At 48.2% G+C, this 15,475-nt stretch carries 19 protein-coding genes; 3 read left to right on the plus strand and 16 right to left on the minus strand.

What is annotated here, in order from left to right:
• Positions 1 to 2: 2 nt before the first annotated feature.
• Complete coding sequence (locus AAB523_00185) at positions 3 to 1,172, plus strand: MFS transporter (protein ID MEK7555688.1); 1,170 nt, start codon at positions 3 to 5, stop codon at positions 1,170 to 1,172.
• A 15-nt stretch (positions 1,173 to 1,187) separates the two neighbouring features.
• Here AAB523_00185 and AAB523_00190 read toward each other — a convergent pair whose 3' ends face one another.
• The 4 genes from AAB523_00190 to AAB523_00205 all read right to left on the minus strand — a co-directional run bounded on the left by AAB523_00190 (position 1,188) and on the right by AAB523_00205 (position 4,734).
• Positions 1,188 to 1,580: a cupin domain-containing protein gene (locus tag AAB523_00190; GenBank protein ID MEK7555689.1), complete on the minus strand. Its 393-nt coding sequence runs from the start codon at positions 1,578 to 1,580 to the stop codon at positions 1,188 to 1,190.
• Between the two features lie 58 nt (positions 1,581 to 1,638).
• Complete coding sequence (gene obgE / locus AAB523_00195; protein MEK7555690.1) at positions 1,639 to 2,622, minus strand: GTPase ObgE; 984 nt, start codon at positions 2,620 to 2,622, stop codon at positions 1,639 to 1,641.
• Positions 2,623 to 2,817: 195 nt separating this feature from the next.
• Positions 2,818 to 2,967, minus strand: a complete 150-nt coding sequence (locus tag AAB523_00200; protein MEK7555691.1) for a hypothetical protein — start codon at positions 2,965 to 2,967, stop codon at positions 2,818 to 2,820.
• 102 nt (positions 2,968 to 3,069) lie between these two features.
• Entirely contained in the window at positions 3,070 to 4,734 is a 1,665-nt protein-coding gene (locus AAB523_00205) for a helix-turn-helix domain-containing protein (GenBank protein ID MEK7555692.1), read from the minus strand.
• Positions 4,735 to 5,058: 324 nt separating this feature from the next.
• On the opposite strand from AAB523_00205, the gene AAB523_00210 reads away from it, so the two are divergent.
• On the plus strand, positions 5,059 to 5,469 hold the full coding sequence (locus AAB523_00210; protein ID MEK7555693.1) for a hypothetical protein: 411 nt from the start codon (positions 5,059 to 5,061) through the stop codon (positions 5,467 to 5,469).
• A gap of 5 nt (positions 5,470 to 5,474) precedes the next feature.
• Here the strand turns inward: AAB523_00210 and AAB523_00215 are convergent, their stop codons facing one another.
• The 6 genes from AAB523_00215 to rlmB all read right to left on the minus strand — a co-directional run bounded on the left by AAB523_00215 (position 5,475) and on the right by rlmB (position 8,926).
• Positions 5,475 to 5,798 carry a hypothetical protein gene (locus AAB523_00215; GenBank protein ID MEK7555694.1) on the minus strand — a complete coding sequence of 108 codons (324 nt, stop codon included), beginning with the start codon at positions 5,796 to 5,798 and terminating at the stop codon, positions 5,475 to 5,477.
• Positions 5,799 to 5,825: 27 nt separating this feature from the next.
• Entirely contained in the window at positions 5,826 to 6,254 is a 429-nt protein-coding gene (gene msrB / locus AAB523_00220) for a peptide-methionine (R)-S-oxide reductase MsrB (GenBank protein MEK7555695.1), read from the minus strand.
• Between the two features lies 1 nt (position 6,255).
• Complete coding sequence (msrA, locus tag AAB523_00225; GenBank protein ID MEK7555696.1) at positions 6,256 to 6,822, minus strand: peptide-methionine (S)-S-oxide reductase MsrA; 567 nt, start codon at positions 6,820 to 6,822, stop codon at positions 6,256 to 6,258.
• Between the two features lie 65 nt (positions 6,823 to 6,887).
• Complete coding sequence (locus AAB523_00230) at positions 6,888 to 7,337, minus strand: pyridoxamine 5'-phosphate oxidase family protein (protein MEK7555697.1); 450 nt, start codon at positions 7,335 to 7,337, stop codon at positions 6,888 to 6,890.
• A 30-nt stretch (positions 7,338 to 7,367) separates the two neighbouring features.
• Positions 7,368 to 8,165, minus strand: coding sequence for a methyltransferase domain-containing protein (locus AAB523_00235; GenBank protein MEK7555698.1), 798 nt, complete (start codon positions 8,163 to 8,165; stop codon positions 7,368 to 7,370).
• 2 nt (positions 8,166 to 8,167) lie between these two features.
• Positions 8,168 to 8,926, minus strand: a complete 759-nt coding sequence (rlmB, locus tag AAB523_00240) for a 23S rRNA (guanosine(2251)-2'-O)-methyltransferase RlmB (protein MEK7555699.1) — start codon at positions 8,924 to 8,926, stop codon at positions 8,168 to 8,170.
• Positions 8,927 to 9,007: 81 nt separating this feature from the next.
• Between rlmB and AAB523_00245 the strand changes: the two genes are divergently transcribed.
• Positions 9,008 to 9,715 carry a class I SAM-dependent methyltransferase gene (locus tag AAB523_00245; protein MEK7555700.1) on the plus strand — a complete coding sequence of 236 codons (708 nt, stop codon included), beginning with the start codon at positions 9,008 to 9,010 and terminating at the stop codon, positions 9,713 to 9,715.
• 14 nt (positions 9,716 to 9,729) lie between these two features.
• Here the strand turns inward: AAB523_00245 and AAB523_00250 are convergent, their stop codons facing one another.
• The 6 genes from AAB523_00250 to AAB523_00275 form a co-directional block, all read right to left on the minus strand.
• Complete coding sequence (locus AAB523_00250) at positions 9,730 to 11,217, minus strand: ABC-F family ATP-binding cassette domain-containing protein (protein ID MEK7555701.1); 1,488 nt, start codon at positions 11,215 to 11,217, stop codon at positions 9,730 to 9,732.
• 261 nt (positions 11,218 to 11,478) lie between these two features.
• Positions 11,479 to 11,736, minus strand: coding sequence for a GIY-YIG nuclease family protein (locus tag AAB523_00255; protein MEK7555702.1), 258 nt, complete (start codon positions 11,734 to 11,736; stop codon positions 11,479 to 11,481).
• A gap of 145 nt (positions 11,737 to 11,881) precedes the next feature.
• Positions 11,882 to 12,793, minus strand: a complete 912-nt coding sequence (locus AAB523_00260; protein MEK7555703.1) for an META domain-containing protein — start codon at positions 12,791 to 12,793, stop codon at positions 11,882 to 11,884.
• A 269-nt stretch (positions 12,794 to 13,062) separates the two neighbouring features.
• Positions 13,063 to 13,338, minus strand: coding sequence for a GIY-YIG nuclease family protein (locus AAB523_00265; GenBank protein ID MEK7555704.1), 276 nt, complete (start codon positions 13,336 to 13,338; stop codon positions 13,063 to 13,065).
• Positions 13,339 to 13,378: 40 nt separating this feature from the next.
• Positions 13,379 to 14,410: a hypothetical protein gene (locus AAB523_00270; protein ID MEK7555705.1), complete on the minus strand. Its 1,032-nt coding sequence runs from the start codon at positions 14,408 to 14,410 to the stop codon at positions 13,379 to 13,381.
• A 221-nt stretch (positions 14,411 to 14,631) separates the two neighbouring features.
• Positions 14,632 to 15,138 (minus strand): peptidoglycan-binding protein, encoded by a 507-nt coding sequence (locus AAB523_00275; GenBank protein MEK7555706.1) that lies wholly within the window; start codon positions 15,136 to 15,138, stop codon positions 14,632 to 14,634.
• Positions 15,139 to 15,475: the final 337 nt, after the last annotated feature.

Below are 15,475 nucleotides of genomic sequence, written 5' to 3' on the forward strand. Positions count from 1 at the left end.
AGATGAATCAAAGACTCCAAAACGGGAAGAACGCGTTCTACGTCCTCTACTTGCTCGGGTTTATATTTACGGTTCACATGGCCCTGCCTGCGTATATCAACTCAACCTTTTTGAGCGGGTACGCGACTGAACGATTTGTGGGCATCATTTACGCCGTCTCGTCGGTAGGGATCATTATCGCTCTTGCGATTATTCCCATATTTTTGCGCAGATTTGGAAATTATCGCGTCACCACATTTCTCACGTTCGTTCAAATACTACTTCTCTTGGGGCTGGCATTTTCTAAGTCTATCTTTCTCGTTGTACCGATATTCATCATCTCCCTGGTCGCCATCATGCTGATTGACTTCACGGCGGATATCTTTTTGGAAAGTTACTCAAACGACGGCGAAACAGGAAGCATCCGGGGCGCGTATCTTACCGCGAAGAATGTCGCTTGGGTAATCTCCCCTATGATAGCGGGCTTCATACTCACCGATGGCGATTACTGGAAGGTGTATCTTGCGGCGGCTATCTTCATGGTGGTGGTGCTTTTTCTCTTGATATCAAATTTGAAACACTATGAGGACCCGGAATATGCGCGCGTCCCCTTCTGGAGTACTCTCAAGGAAGTATGGCGTAACAAAAATATCTACAAGATATTCATGGCGAACTTCCTGCTTAAATTTTTCTTTGCGTGGATGGTCATTTATACCCCCATATATCTCCATGAGCATATCGGTTTTGAGTGGAGTGTGATCGGCATCATGTTCACCATCATGCTTCTCCCCTTCGCGCTTTTTGAAATGCCCATCGGAAAGCTCGCAGACACCACATGGGGAGAAAAAGAGTTTTTGACCATTGGTTTTGTGATCATGGCATTCTCGGTGGGAACACTCGCTTTTATTACCGATGCGAACTTTATCCTGTGGACGGCACTGCTTTTCATAACACGCATCGGCGCGAGCATCGTTGAGATAATGACGGAAAGCTATTTTTTCAAACAGATAGACGCTACTGACGCCAACCTGCTCGGGTTTTTTAGAAATACATATCCGCTTGCCTATATTATCGCTCCGCTATTCGCTACGGGAATACTCGCAGTTATTGACTATCGTTTTCTCTTCTTGGTTTTGGCGGGCGTTATGCTTCTTGGGCTCCGCTACAGCTTGGCACTCAAAGATACGCGCTGATATTAAGAATACCCTTTATTCCGTTGTCTTCCCGTCAAAGTGTTCAACGCTTCCAAGCGCGTCAGCTTTCGTTTTGTGCACCGTGCCGTCTTTATGTTCCGGCGGAGAATAGACCGTATAGAGCTTCATATCGCCCTCCCCCGTATTGATGATATTGTGTTTGGTGCCCGCGGGAATAACAATCGCATAATCGTCCTCAATCGGGTGCGAGATACCGTCCAGTACGGCTTCCCCTTTTCCTTCTTCAAGCCGGATGAATTGATCAAGGTGATGCACTTCTTCGCCGATATCCTCCCCGGGTTTTATGTTCATGACAACCAATTGACTGTTCTTGGCAGTGTAGAGCACGCGCCTAAAATATTCATTCCCTTTCGTTTCTTTTTCTATATTGATTACGTATCCTTTCATGGTATTGATACACAATTAACGAATAAAGTTTCTGTGTGTTTCTATTCTAGCATACACCCTATGAGTTTTTTTGAGCAGCCGCCTCTTTGAGGATCGCATCCTGGAGTCCCTTGATCGCGACATCATCGTACAAAGAAATGGCAAACACGACGGGGGCAATCTTTTTCATTTTTTTGAGTATTTTGGAGAGGATTGCCGGGTCTTCAATAAGGTCCGTCTTAGTGAACACGATAATCTCTTTTTTATTGAGAAGTTCAGGATCAAACGCTTTGAGCTCCTGACGAACTATCTTGTACGTCTCTATCGGGTCCTCGTTTTCAAGCGAGATCAAATGCACCAGTATCTTCGTCCTCCTGACGTGACGCAAGAATTTATGCCCAAGCCCCTTTCCTTCCGCGGCTCCTTCAATGAGCCCAGGAATGTCCGAAATAATGAAGCCGTAACACTCTCCTAGGTTCGGTTCGAGAGTCGTAAACGGATAATCTCCCACCTTTCCTCTGGCGCTCGTGAGTGCGTTCAAGAGACTTGTCTTGCCGGCGTTCGGCAATCCGATAAGTCCGATATCGGCGATAAGCTCAACTTCAATATAAAATTCTCCCTCCTCCCCGGGTCTCCCGGGAGTCCAGTCTTCCGGGGAGCGATTGGTTGAACTTTTGAATGACTCATTACCCCGACCGCCAAAACCTCCTTTCAACAAGAGGAGGCGCTCCCCTTCCTCTTGCAGTGATATTTTTTTACCGGTCTTCAGATTGGTAACAATTGAACCGATCGGGAGCAAAATATCCAAATCTTTCCCGTCAGCTCCATGACAGCTATCGCTCTGTCCGCTCTGCCCGTTCTCCGCCAAGAATTCTTTCTTCGTGCGATATTTTGAAAGCAAATGCACATCCCGAACAGCGCGAAGATACACGTTGCCGCCACGCCCGCCGTCTCCGCCGGACGGGCCTCCAAATTCCTTGCTCTTCACGTGAAGCCAACGAACAACGCCGTTTCCTCCATCGCCTGCCTTTGCGTATATTTTTAATTCATCTACAAATGCCATAGTATACTGTATGCTCTTTCGTAGAACTATATCACAAAGTGAAGGTTTTTGCCCCTCTGGCGCACGCGACATTGTTTTCTTATGAGCAGAGCGAATTAGAGAACAAGAAGTACTCCTGTGGTGTGTGGTGGCATATTAAAAAAGAACGGCATAATGCCGTTCTTTTTTAACCTCTCCGGACAGGCCGGATGGTTGCTACTTCTTTGCTTTCTTTGGTTTCTTTGTTTCTTTCTTCTGCTTGTCTCTTCCTTTCGCCATAATGGTTGGTACGTCGACTACCGCGACGCGTGCTTCTTGGTTAACAATATCGACCCATTCTCTTAAATCATCGTAGTAAAACGACAATAAAATCCCCTACGATTTAATCAGATTGTGCCTTCATTATATATTATTTTTTTAAAAAAAAAGTAGCGACCTGCGGGTGTGGAAAACTTTTGGTCTCTCAATCTACGACAAAAACAATCGTGCGAGGCGGATGTCCTCAAAAGAATATGCGCCGCCCAACTTTTTGTGTACAGGAGTAAGCTTCGTATCGCCCGTTGCCTGAAACGCTTCTTTTATTTTTTTAAGGTCTTTCGCTTTTGGCTTGAATGGCTTGAGGTTGATCTCGGCCTTCAACTCCTTCAGCTTCTCGAGATGCGCAATGATAGTTCCTTCCGTCATGCCTCGCTTTGTCGCAATCTCGGAAAGAGTCAGCCCTTCGTTTATGAGTTCTCGCGTTTTTTCATGGGTGGGAATACGATTCTCCGGCAACGCGCTTTCTTTTTCCTTGTTCTTTGCTATCTCTTTTATATCAAGAGTACCTCCACACTTGACGACAAACTCTTTATGCATGACCTGAAGCTCTTCGTCTGAAAACCTTTTTAATACCTGTTCCCATTTCGCGGATTCGGAAAGAAGATGTTTATCAAGAAAGGCCACATGGGGGTGCACCGCAAACGCCGTATCGTTAATACCCACGAGTGAGAGCCCTGCCAGATTGCGAAGTCGGGAGAGTGCCACATATCCCTGTCCGGGCACGAATGCTTTTGAGAGATCAATCTCCGCGGCATCCATGCTCATGCCCTGGCTCTTGTGTATGGTGATAGCCCAGGCAAGCCGAAGCGGCAACTGCTCCACAAGAGCGAGCGTCTTCCCGTCTTCTTCAATCTCCCAGCGTGTCGTGTGCACGGAAATCCTGGTGCCTGAAAATGTCCGGACGATAGGCAATCCCTCGTCAAAATCCTCCACGATGCCGAGCGTCCCATTCACGTATCCCTCGTCAAAACTATTCTTTACAAACATCACGATTGCGTCTTTTTTCAAACGGAGCGTCTCCGGCGCAAGAACACTTTTCTTTAGCGTGAGAACGAGGTTGCTACGCCCTTTGGTGTTCATTTCATACACCTGGAGCGCGCCCGGCAATTTCGCGAGTTCCCTGTCGTTCTCGGCATCAACATCGGCATTGTGCGTGTAAAGCCGCGTCGGTACGATATCTTCCTTCATCTTCTTCTTGCCAAGCGTAGTGAGCATTGCCCGCGTAGCGGAAGACACCTCGCCGGTGCGCATTTCGTTTAATATCGCTTCAAGTGTGCGGTCGTCGTGGCGAAACTGCTCTTCCAAGTAGCACACGCGAATATCCATGGATCTCCACGCGTCCGAAATATTCACAAATTCCACTTCCGACCCGTCACGCACGATGGGAGGAAGCTGAAAAAAGTCCCCCGACAACACGACCTGCATCCCGCCAAAAGGATCTTCTTTCCGCTTCAAGGCGCGACACACCCGCTCCACGCTATCCAGCATCCGCGGAGAAAGCATGGACACCTCGTCTATGATCAGCACATTCGCTTTATCAAACCGCTTCCATAAATATTCTTTTTGTTCCAACGCCTCGATCTCTGCGTCAGAAAGCGTGTCTCTGATACCAATGCCGGACCATGAATGGATGGTCACACCGCCAATATGCGTAGCCGCGATGCCCGTTGACGCAGTCACTCCTACGGAAACGCCGCGGTGTTTCAGATACGCGATGTACTCATTTAAAACATGAGTTTTCCCGCTACCGGCAGCCCCGGTAAGATACACATTCCGCCCCGCCTTGAGTATGTTGAGCGCTTCTTTTTGCTTCATCCCGTTAGAGGCAGGCCGCGGTTATACCGCTCCATGCTCGATTATTTTTATAATGTTGTGTTTGACTCCGCATCATGATTTCTGTTGTATTAAAGCGGTCGTGGCCTCTAACGGGATTCATAGAGGGTATTGTAACACTCCCGAGGAGGGGTACCAAACGAGGCTACACCCAAGGAATAATATATGGTACTATAAAGGTTCTCGGGGCAGAGTCACGCGGTATTGAACCTGTATTAGCTCCTCGGCTCAAATACGCACGTGAATGTTCCCGAAAGGAACATTCACGTGCGTATCGTTCGCCCTACGTCGCTAATAAAGAAAAATATGATGAAAAAGATTATCCACTTTTTTGACAAACTGGAGGACAAAATAAGGGCACGATTAAGCCGTGCGCCGCTTCTCTATGCTTTGATCGGCGGCGTGGGATTAGTGCTTTTCTGGCGCGGAGTCTGGCACACGGCGGATTCCATTGCGTTTTTAAACGGCCCCGTATCAGTCGTCGTTGGTACGGTCATCCTTCTCATGACGGGTGTATTTGTTTCAACCTTCATCGGGAACAAGCTTATCATTACCGGTCTCTCCGGCGCTAAAAAAATTGATGAAAAAACAAGAGAGGAGGTTGAAGAGGAGGAGTCTCAAATAAAAGATATTCAGGGCGTGCTCAAAAATATAGAGCACGATTTGTCGGACATAAAGTCAGAGATGGAGCGCGATAACGCGTCCTCTTCAAAGTAAAGGGTTCATTTTGTCGTATTGTCGGTTCCCGAGCACTCGCCGGCGATATACGACGAAACAAGCGGATTACCGCATGCACTACACGCGTTGGGAAAAGTCTCCTGTATCGGGTCGCATGGTGTCGTGATACATTGAATGTTCACTGTTGCGCATACCGGCTGATAGATTTGTGCGCAGACCTCCGCATTCCTTTGCTCGGGCGTACAGGTAAACACTTGGCTTTCCGGAGGTATGGTTTTATCCGGCGCAATACGCGGAGCAGACAAAAATCCCAGCGCTAAAACCGCGACAATGACGACACCTATTATTATGAGCTTTTTGGTAGACATAGGAAAAGTATACCAGAAGTGACGGATTTACGCCTCCGCTTCCAACGCCAGACAAACAGAGTTGATGCAGTGCCTTTTCCCGCCTTTCTCGGCTGGGCCACCCGCCTTGACTCGGCGAGGCAGGTCGTCAAATACGTGTCCCAGGTGCGAACCGCACTTTGAGCAGACCACTTCCGTGCGTTTCATGCCATGACTCGTGTCTAAAACATATTTCACACTGCCCGGTAACGCGTCGGTAAAAGAGGGCCATCCTGTTCCGGATTCAAATTTTACCTCGGAAGAAAACAACGCATTTCCGCATGCGGCGCATGTATACATTCCCTTTCTTTTCTCTTTTAAGAGAGAGCCGGTAAATGGAGCTTCCGTACCTTTCTTGCGCAACACTTCGTACTGTTCCCTAGTGAGCATCTCCTTCCACTCTGCTTCCGTCTTTGGCATTGGTTTTTTGTCTTTCATATTACTTTTCTTTTTCGTTAGCATTGAGAAGCTCCGCAAATTTTTTCTGCACCTTTTCCAACTTGGGATTAATAATAAGCTGGCAATATCGATTCTCCGGATTTCGTTCAAAATAATCTTTATGATAACTTTCGGCTTCATAGAACACGAGAAGCGGCTTCACTTCGGTCACCGCAGGGAGGCCCTCTTTGTTTGACGCGTTCACTTCCTCTATGAAACGCAGCGCTTCCTCTTTTTGTGTCTCATTGGTATAGAGAATGATCGAACGATACTGGGTACCCACATCATTGCCTTGCCGATTTACGGTTCCGGGATCATGGGTCGCAAAGAAAACCGTGAGCAGGTCGCGAAAAGAAACTACACTGGGGTCATACTCAATACGGATCACTTCAGCATGCCCCGTCGTGCCGTCGGAAACCTCATCATAGGTTGGGTTTGGTTTTGTTCCTCCCGCATATCCTGGAGCGACAGAGCGCACCCCTTTGAGCATTTTAAACACCGCCTCGGTGCACCAGAAACACCCGCCGCCAAAAATCGCTTTTTCTGTATTTATTTCTTGCTTTTGCATTTATTTTCCATTTCTCAATATTCTATAATACCGCCTTCAAAAATACACAAGGGCGTGGTCACGAATTAATTCTTTGCGCCAACCGGCATATGTTCCAGAACAAGCTCTCCGGAAGAAGCGTCAAGAAAACGCACAAATGAAGGAGTCACTTTAAACATTACGAAATCCGGGGCGCCTTTCACGTAATATTTGCTCGGATTTTTTGATTCAAAAAAGCCAAGCATTTCGGCTGTTTTGTCTTCCGGGATAAATTCAACTTTGCCGCGAATTTCAATCGCCTTAAGCGGGTCTAGTTTTTCTTCCACGACGGTAAGCGAGACATACGGGTGGCGTTTGATGACCGAATACTTGCCGAAGGTCTTACGAGTGCCGAAATATACGTTCAAGTCGTCATCTATAGCGTAGAGCATGAGGGAAGTGGTCGGGTGTTCATCGTCCCCTACCGTTGAAAGCACCGCCTTGCGATGGCCGTTTAAAAAATCTTTGATAATCCCGCTCAGTTCTTTTTCTGACATATTTTTTATCTTTTTTAATTTAGTTTAATGTTAGCATTTTTTTGCCTCAAGCATAAGAAACAGGGGAATCTCCTTGCGGGAAATGTCTTCCGCGCTCTGCCGCGGACCGCGCTCGCTTCTTTTGTGTGATATCCATTCTTCAAGCTTGGCGATGGCGAAACCTTCTTTCGCCATCATCTTTGAATAGTCCTGGAGAGAACGGTGGTATGAAATGGTCTGCGCGCTTCCTTTTTTGCCCGGGTGCATGTCTATCTTCGTTTCAAAAGCCGAAAGATATCTTCCGACGCGGCGATACTGCGTCTTCTCCGCCTCGTCAAAATCCCAATCTGACCGCTTCGGCACGCGAAACGCCGGATGGTTCATGACAATAATGAAACGTCCTCCGGGGAGTAGCACTCGCGCCGCTTCGCGACATACGCCTGCAAGATTTTTAATATTCTGGATCGCAAGCACGGAGGTTGCGACATCGTACGACGCGTCTTTCGCGAAAGAAAGATCATCCGCTGACGCAATGTGAAAAATTCCGCCGGCGGTACTTCGCGCACGGGCAATAGCGATAAGCTCGGGAGCGATATCAACGCCATCGGCTGTCGCGCCCGCTTCGCGGAATGCGCGCGTGAAAAAACCCTGTCCGCAGGCGATATCAAGCACCCGCAAACCCTTGCGAGGAGCGACAAGACGCACAAGGTTAGGCAGGATTACCTGACGTTGATAACTGTCCTTTTCTCCTTCCAGATATTCGTCGTACCATGTAGCAACTTTTCCCCACGATGTTTTTTCTTTTTTGGTGGCCATATGAATGAATGCGTGGGCGTGCTCCGCGCTCATATTTATTCTTTCGCTTTTAACGCACCCGGATGTTCGGCGCTCCACGCGTACAGCGCCACTGCGGATGAGGCCGCGACATTGAGCGATTCACAACGGGGATCGGTAGGGATAGAGAGCAACACATCGCAAAGTTCGCGCGTTTTAAGACGGATGCCCTTTGATTCATTGCCTACGATAAACAAAGTCGGCGCGTCAAATTTTTCTTTCGTAATATTATTCGGCGCATCCCCTTCAAGACCGTATATCCAAAAGCCCCTATCTTTGAGGTCGCGGATCACCGTGTTGACGTTCCCCACGGAAACAAGCGGGACGCGAAACACCATGCCGGCCGACACCTTTACCACCGCACCGCTCACCTGCGACTGGTTGTGTTCGGGAATGAGTACGCCGGAGATGCCGAATGCCGCCGCAGAACGTATCACCGCCCCCACGTTATGCGGGTCTTGCAGTTCATCAAGAAGCACAAGGGCGGTGTCAGCCCCGACAGTAAGATTGTGTGCAAAAGACTGATATGAGCGCATGAGTTTTGAGGGAGAAATTGAGGCGATGACACCTTGATGAGATGCGTCAGGACTAACACCCCCGGGTGCCTTTTTCGGCTCAAATGTTCCGCACGTAATGCCCGCCTGGGAGATAAGCAGACGAAGCTCCGTATCATCAACCTGCGGGGAGAGGAAAACTTTTTCCACTGCTTCCGGCTTGTGGCGTAACGCTTCTTTTAGGGCGTGCTTCCCGTAAATGTAAGTTTTTTGTTCTGCCATAAAGCCACAGTATATCAAAAAGAGCAACAAAAGCGAGGCCAGCTCATTTACCAGCCGCCTATTCTATGCTGTAATGGACCAATGAAACAAAGGGGGGTCAAGAACGAAGGCAAGACATTCTGGAATAAAGAGTACCGGCAAGGAGAACACCTCGCGCTTTCCACGCGTGAGAGCGAAGACCTTGTGAAATTCACCCTGTGGCTCAAACGCGAATACGGCGGCGATTTCCTCAACCCTTCCGACTCCGTACTTGATCTCGGTTGCGGCAATGGAAGAAATCTCATCTATCTCGCGCAAACATTCGGTGTGCACGGAGTGGGCTACGACATATCAGCGGAAGCGATCGCTCAAGCAAAAGAGCAGAGCGGGAAACTGCCCCTTGCATATAGCGCCTGCTCTGTCACCGAACCTCTCCCCCTCCCTGATGAATCGCAAACGCTCGTGCTTGATATGATGGTTTCGCACTTTTTAAGCAATGAAGAACGCGCGCGTCTGCGAAGCGAAGTAGCGCGCGTTCTCAAACCGAACGGCTGGCTTTTTTTGAAAACATTTCTCCTTGATGAAGACCGCCATGCCGAGCGCTTCTTGCGCGAGCACCCGGGAAAAGAAGCGGGGTCATATATCCATCCTGTATTTGGCGTTACCGAACACGTATTCACCGAAAAAGAACTCACTGAAATGCTTGGTTCTCTTTTTACAGTTCATAAAAAAGTGCGTTCGCACCGCCATCTCAAAGACGGACGAGCATTCAAACGCCGCAGCATCTCCATCTACGCGCAAAAGAAATGAGTATCAACGCACTTCTACTTGGCGCTTTTTTTCGCTTTCTTCATCGGTTTTAATTTTTCCAGATCAAGAGTTTCGTCGATGCGGATCTGACGCACAAATTCCGGAACGTGGGAAACGAGAACCATCGCCCCTTCGTATAGATCAAGCGCTTTTGCAATGACCGGCAGATGCCGGAAGTTGATGTGATTCGTCGGCTCATCAAGAAAGAGGAGGCCCGGTCTCTGCAGTACGAGTTGCGCGAACGCCACCAAGCCCTTTTGCCCCTCCGAGAGAGAGCCGATCTTCGCGTGCATGAGCTCGCTCGTGATCAAAAAGCCCGCCGCCGTTGAGCGCAGTTTCTCTTCATCCGGTTTTTCCATCACCGAGAGAAGCGCGTTGTATACCGTATCCTCAAAGTTGAGCGTAGAGAAATCCTGCCGGTAATATCCCACCGTAACGCCTTTTGCTATCGCCTCGCCTTTCGCGTCCCCATGCGCGAGCGATTCAAGCAGGGTACTTTTTCCGATGCCGTTGGGGCCGGTCAAAAAGAGATGCCTGTTCTTCGTTAAAGAAATGTCTGCTTTTCGCTCCACCGGCTCGTGGTCGCTCATGACCGAAAGAGAAGTGACGCGCAATATCTCCCCCGATAAGCTTCCTTGCGCGGGAATAGTGAAATCCCGAATGGTCTTGTCTTCCCTGCGCACGTCCACCTTCGCCTCTTCCATCTCGTCGGCTTTTTCCCGCATACGCTTTGCCACCATACGCATCTGTCCGCCCTTCATGGCAAAAAAGTTCGCTTTGTCTTTGTTCGCTTGGATCTGTTTTTCGTACTGCGCGTTTTTCATCCGCTCTTTTGCCACGCGCGCGGTAATCTCTTTTACCACATCGGAATAGTTGCCGACATATTGCTCCACTTTTCGAGTGAACACGTCCAGATACAGCACGCCATGGGTGAACGCGTTCAAAAAGTCGGCATCATGGGAAATGACGATCACGGTCTTCGGATATTCAACAAGAAACTTCGTCAGATGCGCGATGCCTGCTTTGTCCAGGTTGTTCGTCGGCTCATCAAGAAGAAGAAGATCCGGGTCTTGTATAAGCGCGGAAGCCAAGAGGAGCCGCGCTTGCTGTCCGCCGGAAAATGATTTGATGGAACGGTCGCGCGGCGCGTGAAGGTTCACCACTTCCAGGACATTGTCTATCTTTGGGTCAATATCATACACCTTGTCTTTAAAACTTTTTTCAAAAAATTCACGCACCGTAAGATTCATTTGGTCGCGCGGTATCACCTGGCTTGAAACAGCAATGGAGAGTCGTGGCGCAATGTGGATGTCGCCTCCTTCGGGTTTGAGCGCTTCGGTTATGAGCTGAAAGATGGTGCTCTTTCCCGCGCCATTTTGTCCCATGAAGGTGATCTTCGCTCCCCGGCGTACGGAAAAAGAAACCTCATCTAAAATGGGCTTGTTGTGGCCGTACTCAAACGACACCTCATTAAATCTGACAATAACTTCTCCGTGTGACATAAATAGACCCACTGCGTAATAATTTTTCGTAACGAAATGAGGAATTTTCGAGCGAAAACAGCGAAGCGCGAGAAGATGAATACAGCGTATTCATTGACGAACGATGAGTTGTTTGCAGCCGAAAATTCCTCATTGCAGTAGAAAAGGTTATTGCGCAGGGGGTTTAAAAAACGCCCGGCAAAAGGCGCGTTTATCCCCCTACTGTACCCTATTTCACTGAAAATACGAAATGGAGAGCAGCTCATTCTCGTGTGGTTCCCTCTATTTCTTCCCTTTGGCGGCTTCTCGCACAAAATGAAGCTTCTCCTCGCGGCGCCATCCCTTTATCTCGGCTTCGCGCTTCTGAGCACTGCTTCTGTCTTTTTGTTTCTCCGTGTAGAGAAGTTTTACCGCTTTTCTTGAGCTGGTGTAGTGTCCGCCTTTGCCATTCTTATGTTCCTGGAATCTCCGTTCAACATCGGTCGTTATGCCGGTGTAGATCGTACCATCACCGCATTGGAGAAGATAAACATAATACATATACCTTGTTTGCCAGTCTCTTATTTATTGAATTACGGCTATGTCATAAGCGCTACCGATATGGCAACGCCTGGCAATATTTCATTGAGGTGCGGCTTGGTTATGGCAAAGGCGGCGGCGAACTCGGATATAGCCGCAACAATTGTTAGCGAAAAACGGAAGACCCGCTATCAAACTTCAGGTCAAAGATCAGTTCGCCGCGGCTGGTAAAGAAGAACGACTGCACTTCTCCGAGCATTGATGAAAACGCTTGTTCCTGCGATCCTTCGCAAAACCTTCGCGTCGCGACAATATCCTTAAATGTTATCTGGTGGTCTTTGACCTCATAGGTTCCGCCCATAGTATTGCAATCCGTTGTCGCAGAGAATGATCCGTCCTCCCTGAAAGTAAGTGTAAAAGTTTCGGTTTTTTTCGGCACCAGCTCGGTGTCATTGTTGTACGTTGTCTTGATCCACTTCCATGTGTGCATATCAAGCGTCATGCGGCTGGGGTCGGCTTCGCCTTCAAAATTTTGAACGACTTCGCCAAATTGCATAGTCTTCGGATCAAGTTTCAGCCAAATGCTTTTTCCAGCCGATGGTGGTGTAGCAAAACTTTCTCCCGGATTTCGATCCGCGTAATTAACGACAATGACATTTTTATGATTTGGGTTTTGGCTGAGTTCCGTCGTCTGCGGAGCGATACGATCGCCAAGGAGCAGCCCCTGGGAGCCGATATATCCCTCGGGCGTATCAAGCGCCGCGACCACGTAGTAAAAAGTTCCGCTCCCGCCTGTCTCTTGCGTCAGGAGAAACACGACGTCTTCCCTGCCGTCTTCATTGAGATCGTGGCGCACCTCGTTGCCAAAATATCGCGTGATAATTTTTGACGCCGAGCCGGGCGCGGCCGGAGTCTCAGACACGCCGCCCGAAAGCGCAACGGATTCCCCGTTGATCACATAGGTCGCGTTGCGAGGATCGGAGATAATGTTCCCATTCTCCGGAGTGCCGCCAAGGAAATATAATGCTCCCAGAAAAACAAGAATCAGAACAATGATTATCGTGATTATCTTCTTCATGGCAGTTAATTGTATTCCGTCAATTGCCAGAAGATTGGGAAAAAGAAAAGGAAATATAACGCGCCCAGAAAAATAAGAGTCAGAACAATGAGTATCGTGATTATCTTCTTCATTATAGTTAATTATATCCCGTTTTCCACAAAATACCAGTACTACACCCTTGAAAGAGAAAAGCGAGAGTAAGGATCATGGGCCACAAAACCGCGGTAACGATCAAAGCATTTCTTTGGTTTCCTGCGGTCCTTTTTATCTAACAGTGATCGCAAGCTCTACAATGTCCCCAGCGAAGATCCCTTCCTTTTGGCGGCTTCTCGCACAAAGTGGAGCTTCTCCTCGCGGCGCCATCCCTTTATCTCGGCTTCGCGCTTCTGAGCACTGCTTCTGTCTTTTTGTTTCTCCGTGTAGAGAAGTTTTACCGCTTTTCTTGAGCTGGTGTAGTGTCCGCCTTTGCCATTCTTATGTTCCTGGAATCTCCGTTCAACATCGGTCGTTATGCCGGTGTAGATCGTACCATCACCGCATTGGAGAAGATAAACATAATACATATATTCCGTGGTTCTCTATTGCACAGTGACCAGCCCCCTTTCAGTTCTCGTTCTCAATGTCCCGCAAACGCTCTTCAGCTTTTTGGGTTGCCTCTTCGGCGCGCTCCTGTTCTTTTTTCAAGCGTTCTGATTCTTTCTCATCCCTTTCACCTATTTTTTCTTCCTGTCCTTCTTTAAGCTCCTCTTCTTGTTCCTCCGCCTCTTTTAAATCTTCAGCGGCATCTTTTACGACTTCAAGGCTTTTCTTGGCTTGTTTGGCAAGCTGTTTGGCGCCTTGATAATTTTCGCGGTCAAAAAGTTCTTTGGATTGAGCCAATAGTCGGTCAAATTTCTCAAATGCGGAAGCAGGCACAGCAACACCTTCCTTGGCGGCTTCATTCAATATCTCCTGTTTCTTTTTTTCAGCTTCGCTGATAGCCTTTTGCGCTTCTTCTTTATCCTCCATTTCCTCCTCAAGTCGCTCTTCTTCTTTCTCTAACGCTTCTTCTTGTTCGTCCGTTTTGAGTTCCAAGAGTTCTTTTTGCACTTTGAGCTCATCAAGTTCTTTTACTAACGAATCAACAAGAGTGGTATTGCCAACCTGTCGCGCTTCAACAATCTTTGCTTTTAATTCTTTTTCTTTGGCTTCAAGTGCGCGCTTTTCTGCCTTGAAAGCCTCCTTGAGCGCGGATTTTGGACCATCAAAGTCATCGTCAAGTTCTTTGGCGAGCGCGCTTACGTCTTCTCCATCGGCCTTTTGATCGGCAAGGATGGCATTGATTCGTTCAAGGTTTCCTTGGAGTCTTGCTTGAGCTACTTCAAGGCCTTTCGCATCCACGCCTTTCGTTTCCAAAACAACTTTGATTTCCGCTACACGCTCCGCGGCAAAAGCAATTTGAAGTCGGGCCTTGCCTTCCGGGTTAAAGCTGAAAAATTCTCGCAAAAATTCACCGAATGTGTCAAGAAAATAAAATGTGCTTTCGGGTGTCAGGCCGGCTCTCGGGAGCACAGCCTGTTCCCCATGTGCAAAAACGGTGCCGCTCACAAACAAAGCAAGGGCGAGCACTGATGTTAAAAAGGTTTTTTTAATCATAGTTTTATTGTTTTATACAAAATAATAAAGTACGTACCTCATGTCCCAATTTGATTTAATAATTATACCACCATAAACAAAAAGCCCCTATGGGCAGTTTTTTGTTTTGAATATCGGACTCATCGGGTATGCTTTTTGGGAATAGTTACCAATACGCCTCAAAGTATTACCACTCTTCGTTTGTCTACATTAGCGTAGCTTCGATTTCTTACTTGAGAAAATTATTTGAATATTTCTTGAAGCTTCGCGCGTGTTTTCGGTCCCACAGAACCATAACCAGCGTCCTCGTCTGAAGTTACAACGCCGTGTTTGATTTGGAATCTCTGTACCGCCTCTTTGGTCATTTGACCGAAGTACCCCGAGACAACGCCCTCCGGATATATCTCGTTATCAGTTGCGAATAGTTGTTGCAACCTATAGACATTAGAAGAACGCATACCAAACTTGAGATTTTCCGTAAACAAAGCATTGTCGGTTACGGCTGGAACCGAAGAACCAGTTGAAGTAGGAGTAGCCGCGCCAAATACTTCTTCAAATTTTGCGCGGGTTTTGGGACCAACGTTGCCGTAGCCCAAATCACTCGGAGTAGCAACGCCATACTTTACCTGAAATCGCCCCACGGCTTTTTGAGTGAGAGAACCAAAGTAGCCGGAAATAGTACCTTCAGGATACACATCTGTATCGGACGCAAGTAATGTTTGGAGTCGGCGCACATCTTCCGACGACATACCGAGAGACAAATTTTTCAGAAAAGCAACAGAAGAGGTAGAAGGAATAGTTGCCGAAGGTGTTGTTACATTAGGAGTAGATGTATTCGGATGGCAGAGCCCGCCAGAAAGCGTATACCCGGGGCCACAAGGCACAATTATGCCCCCGCCGCCAACTGGAACGCAGGTTGCGCTGCCGCCAGAGCCCGATAGTCTGTATCCGGCATTACAACTCGCCGCACCGCACGTTGGAAAGGAATTATACGAAGCAACATTTGATAATGCTGTACACAAACTCGTACACTGGGTGGTCGCAGAGGGCGATACGGTATACGTCCCCGCTGTCGTCGGAAGGGTG

This window comes from Patescibacteria group bacterium (assembly GCA_038063375.1).
In the GTDB taxonomy this organism is placed as follows: Bacteria; Patescibacteriota; Minisyncoccia; order Phycocordibacterales; family JANLHH01; genus JANLHH01.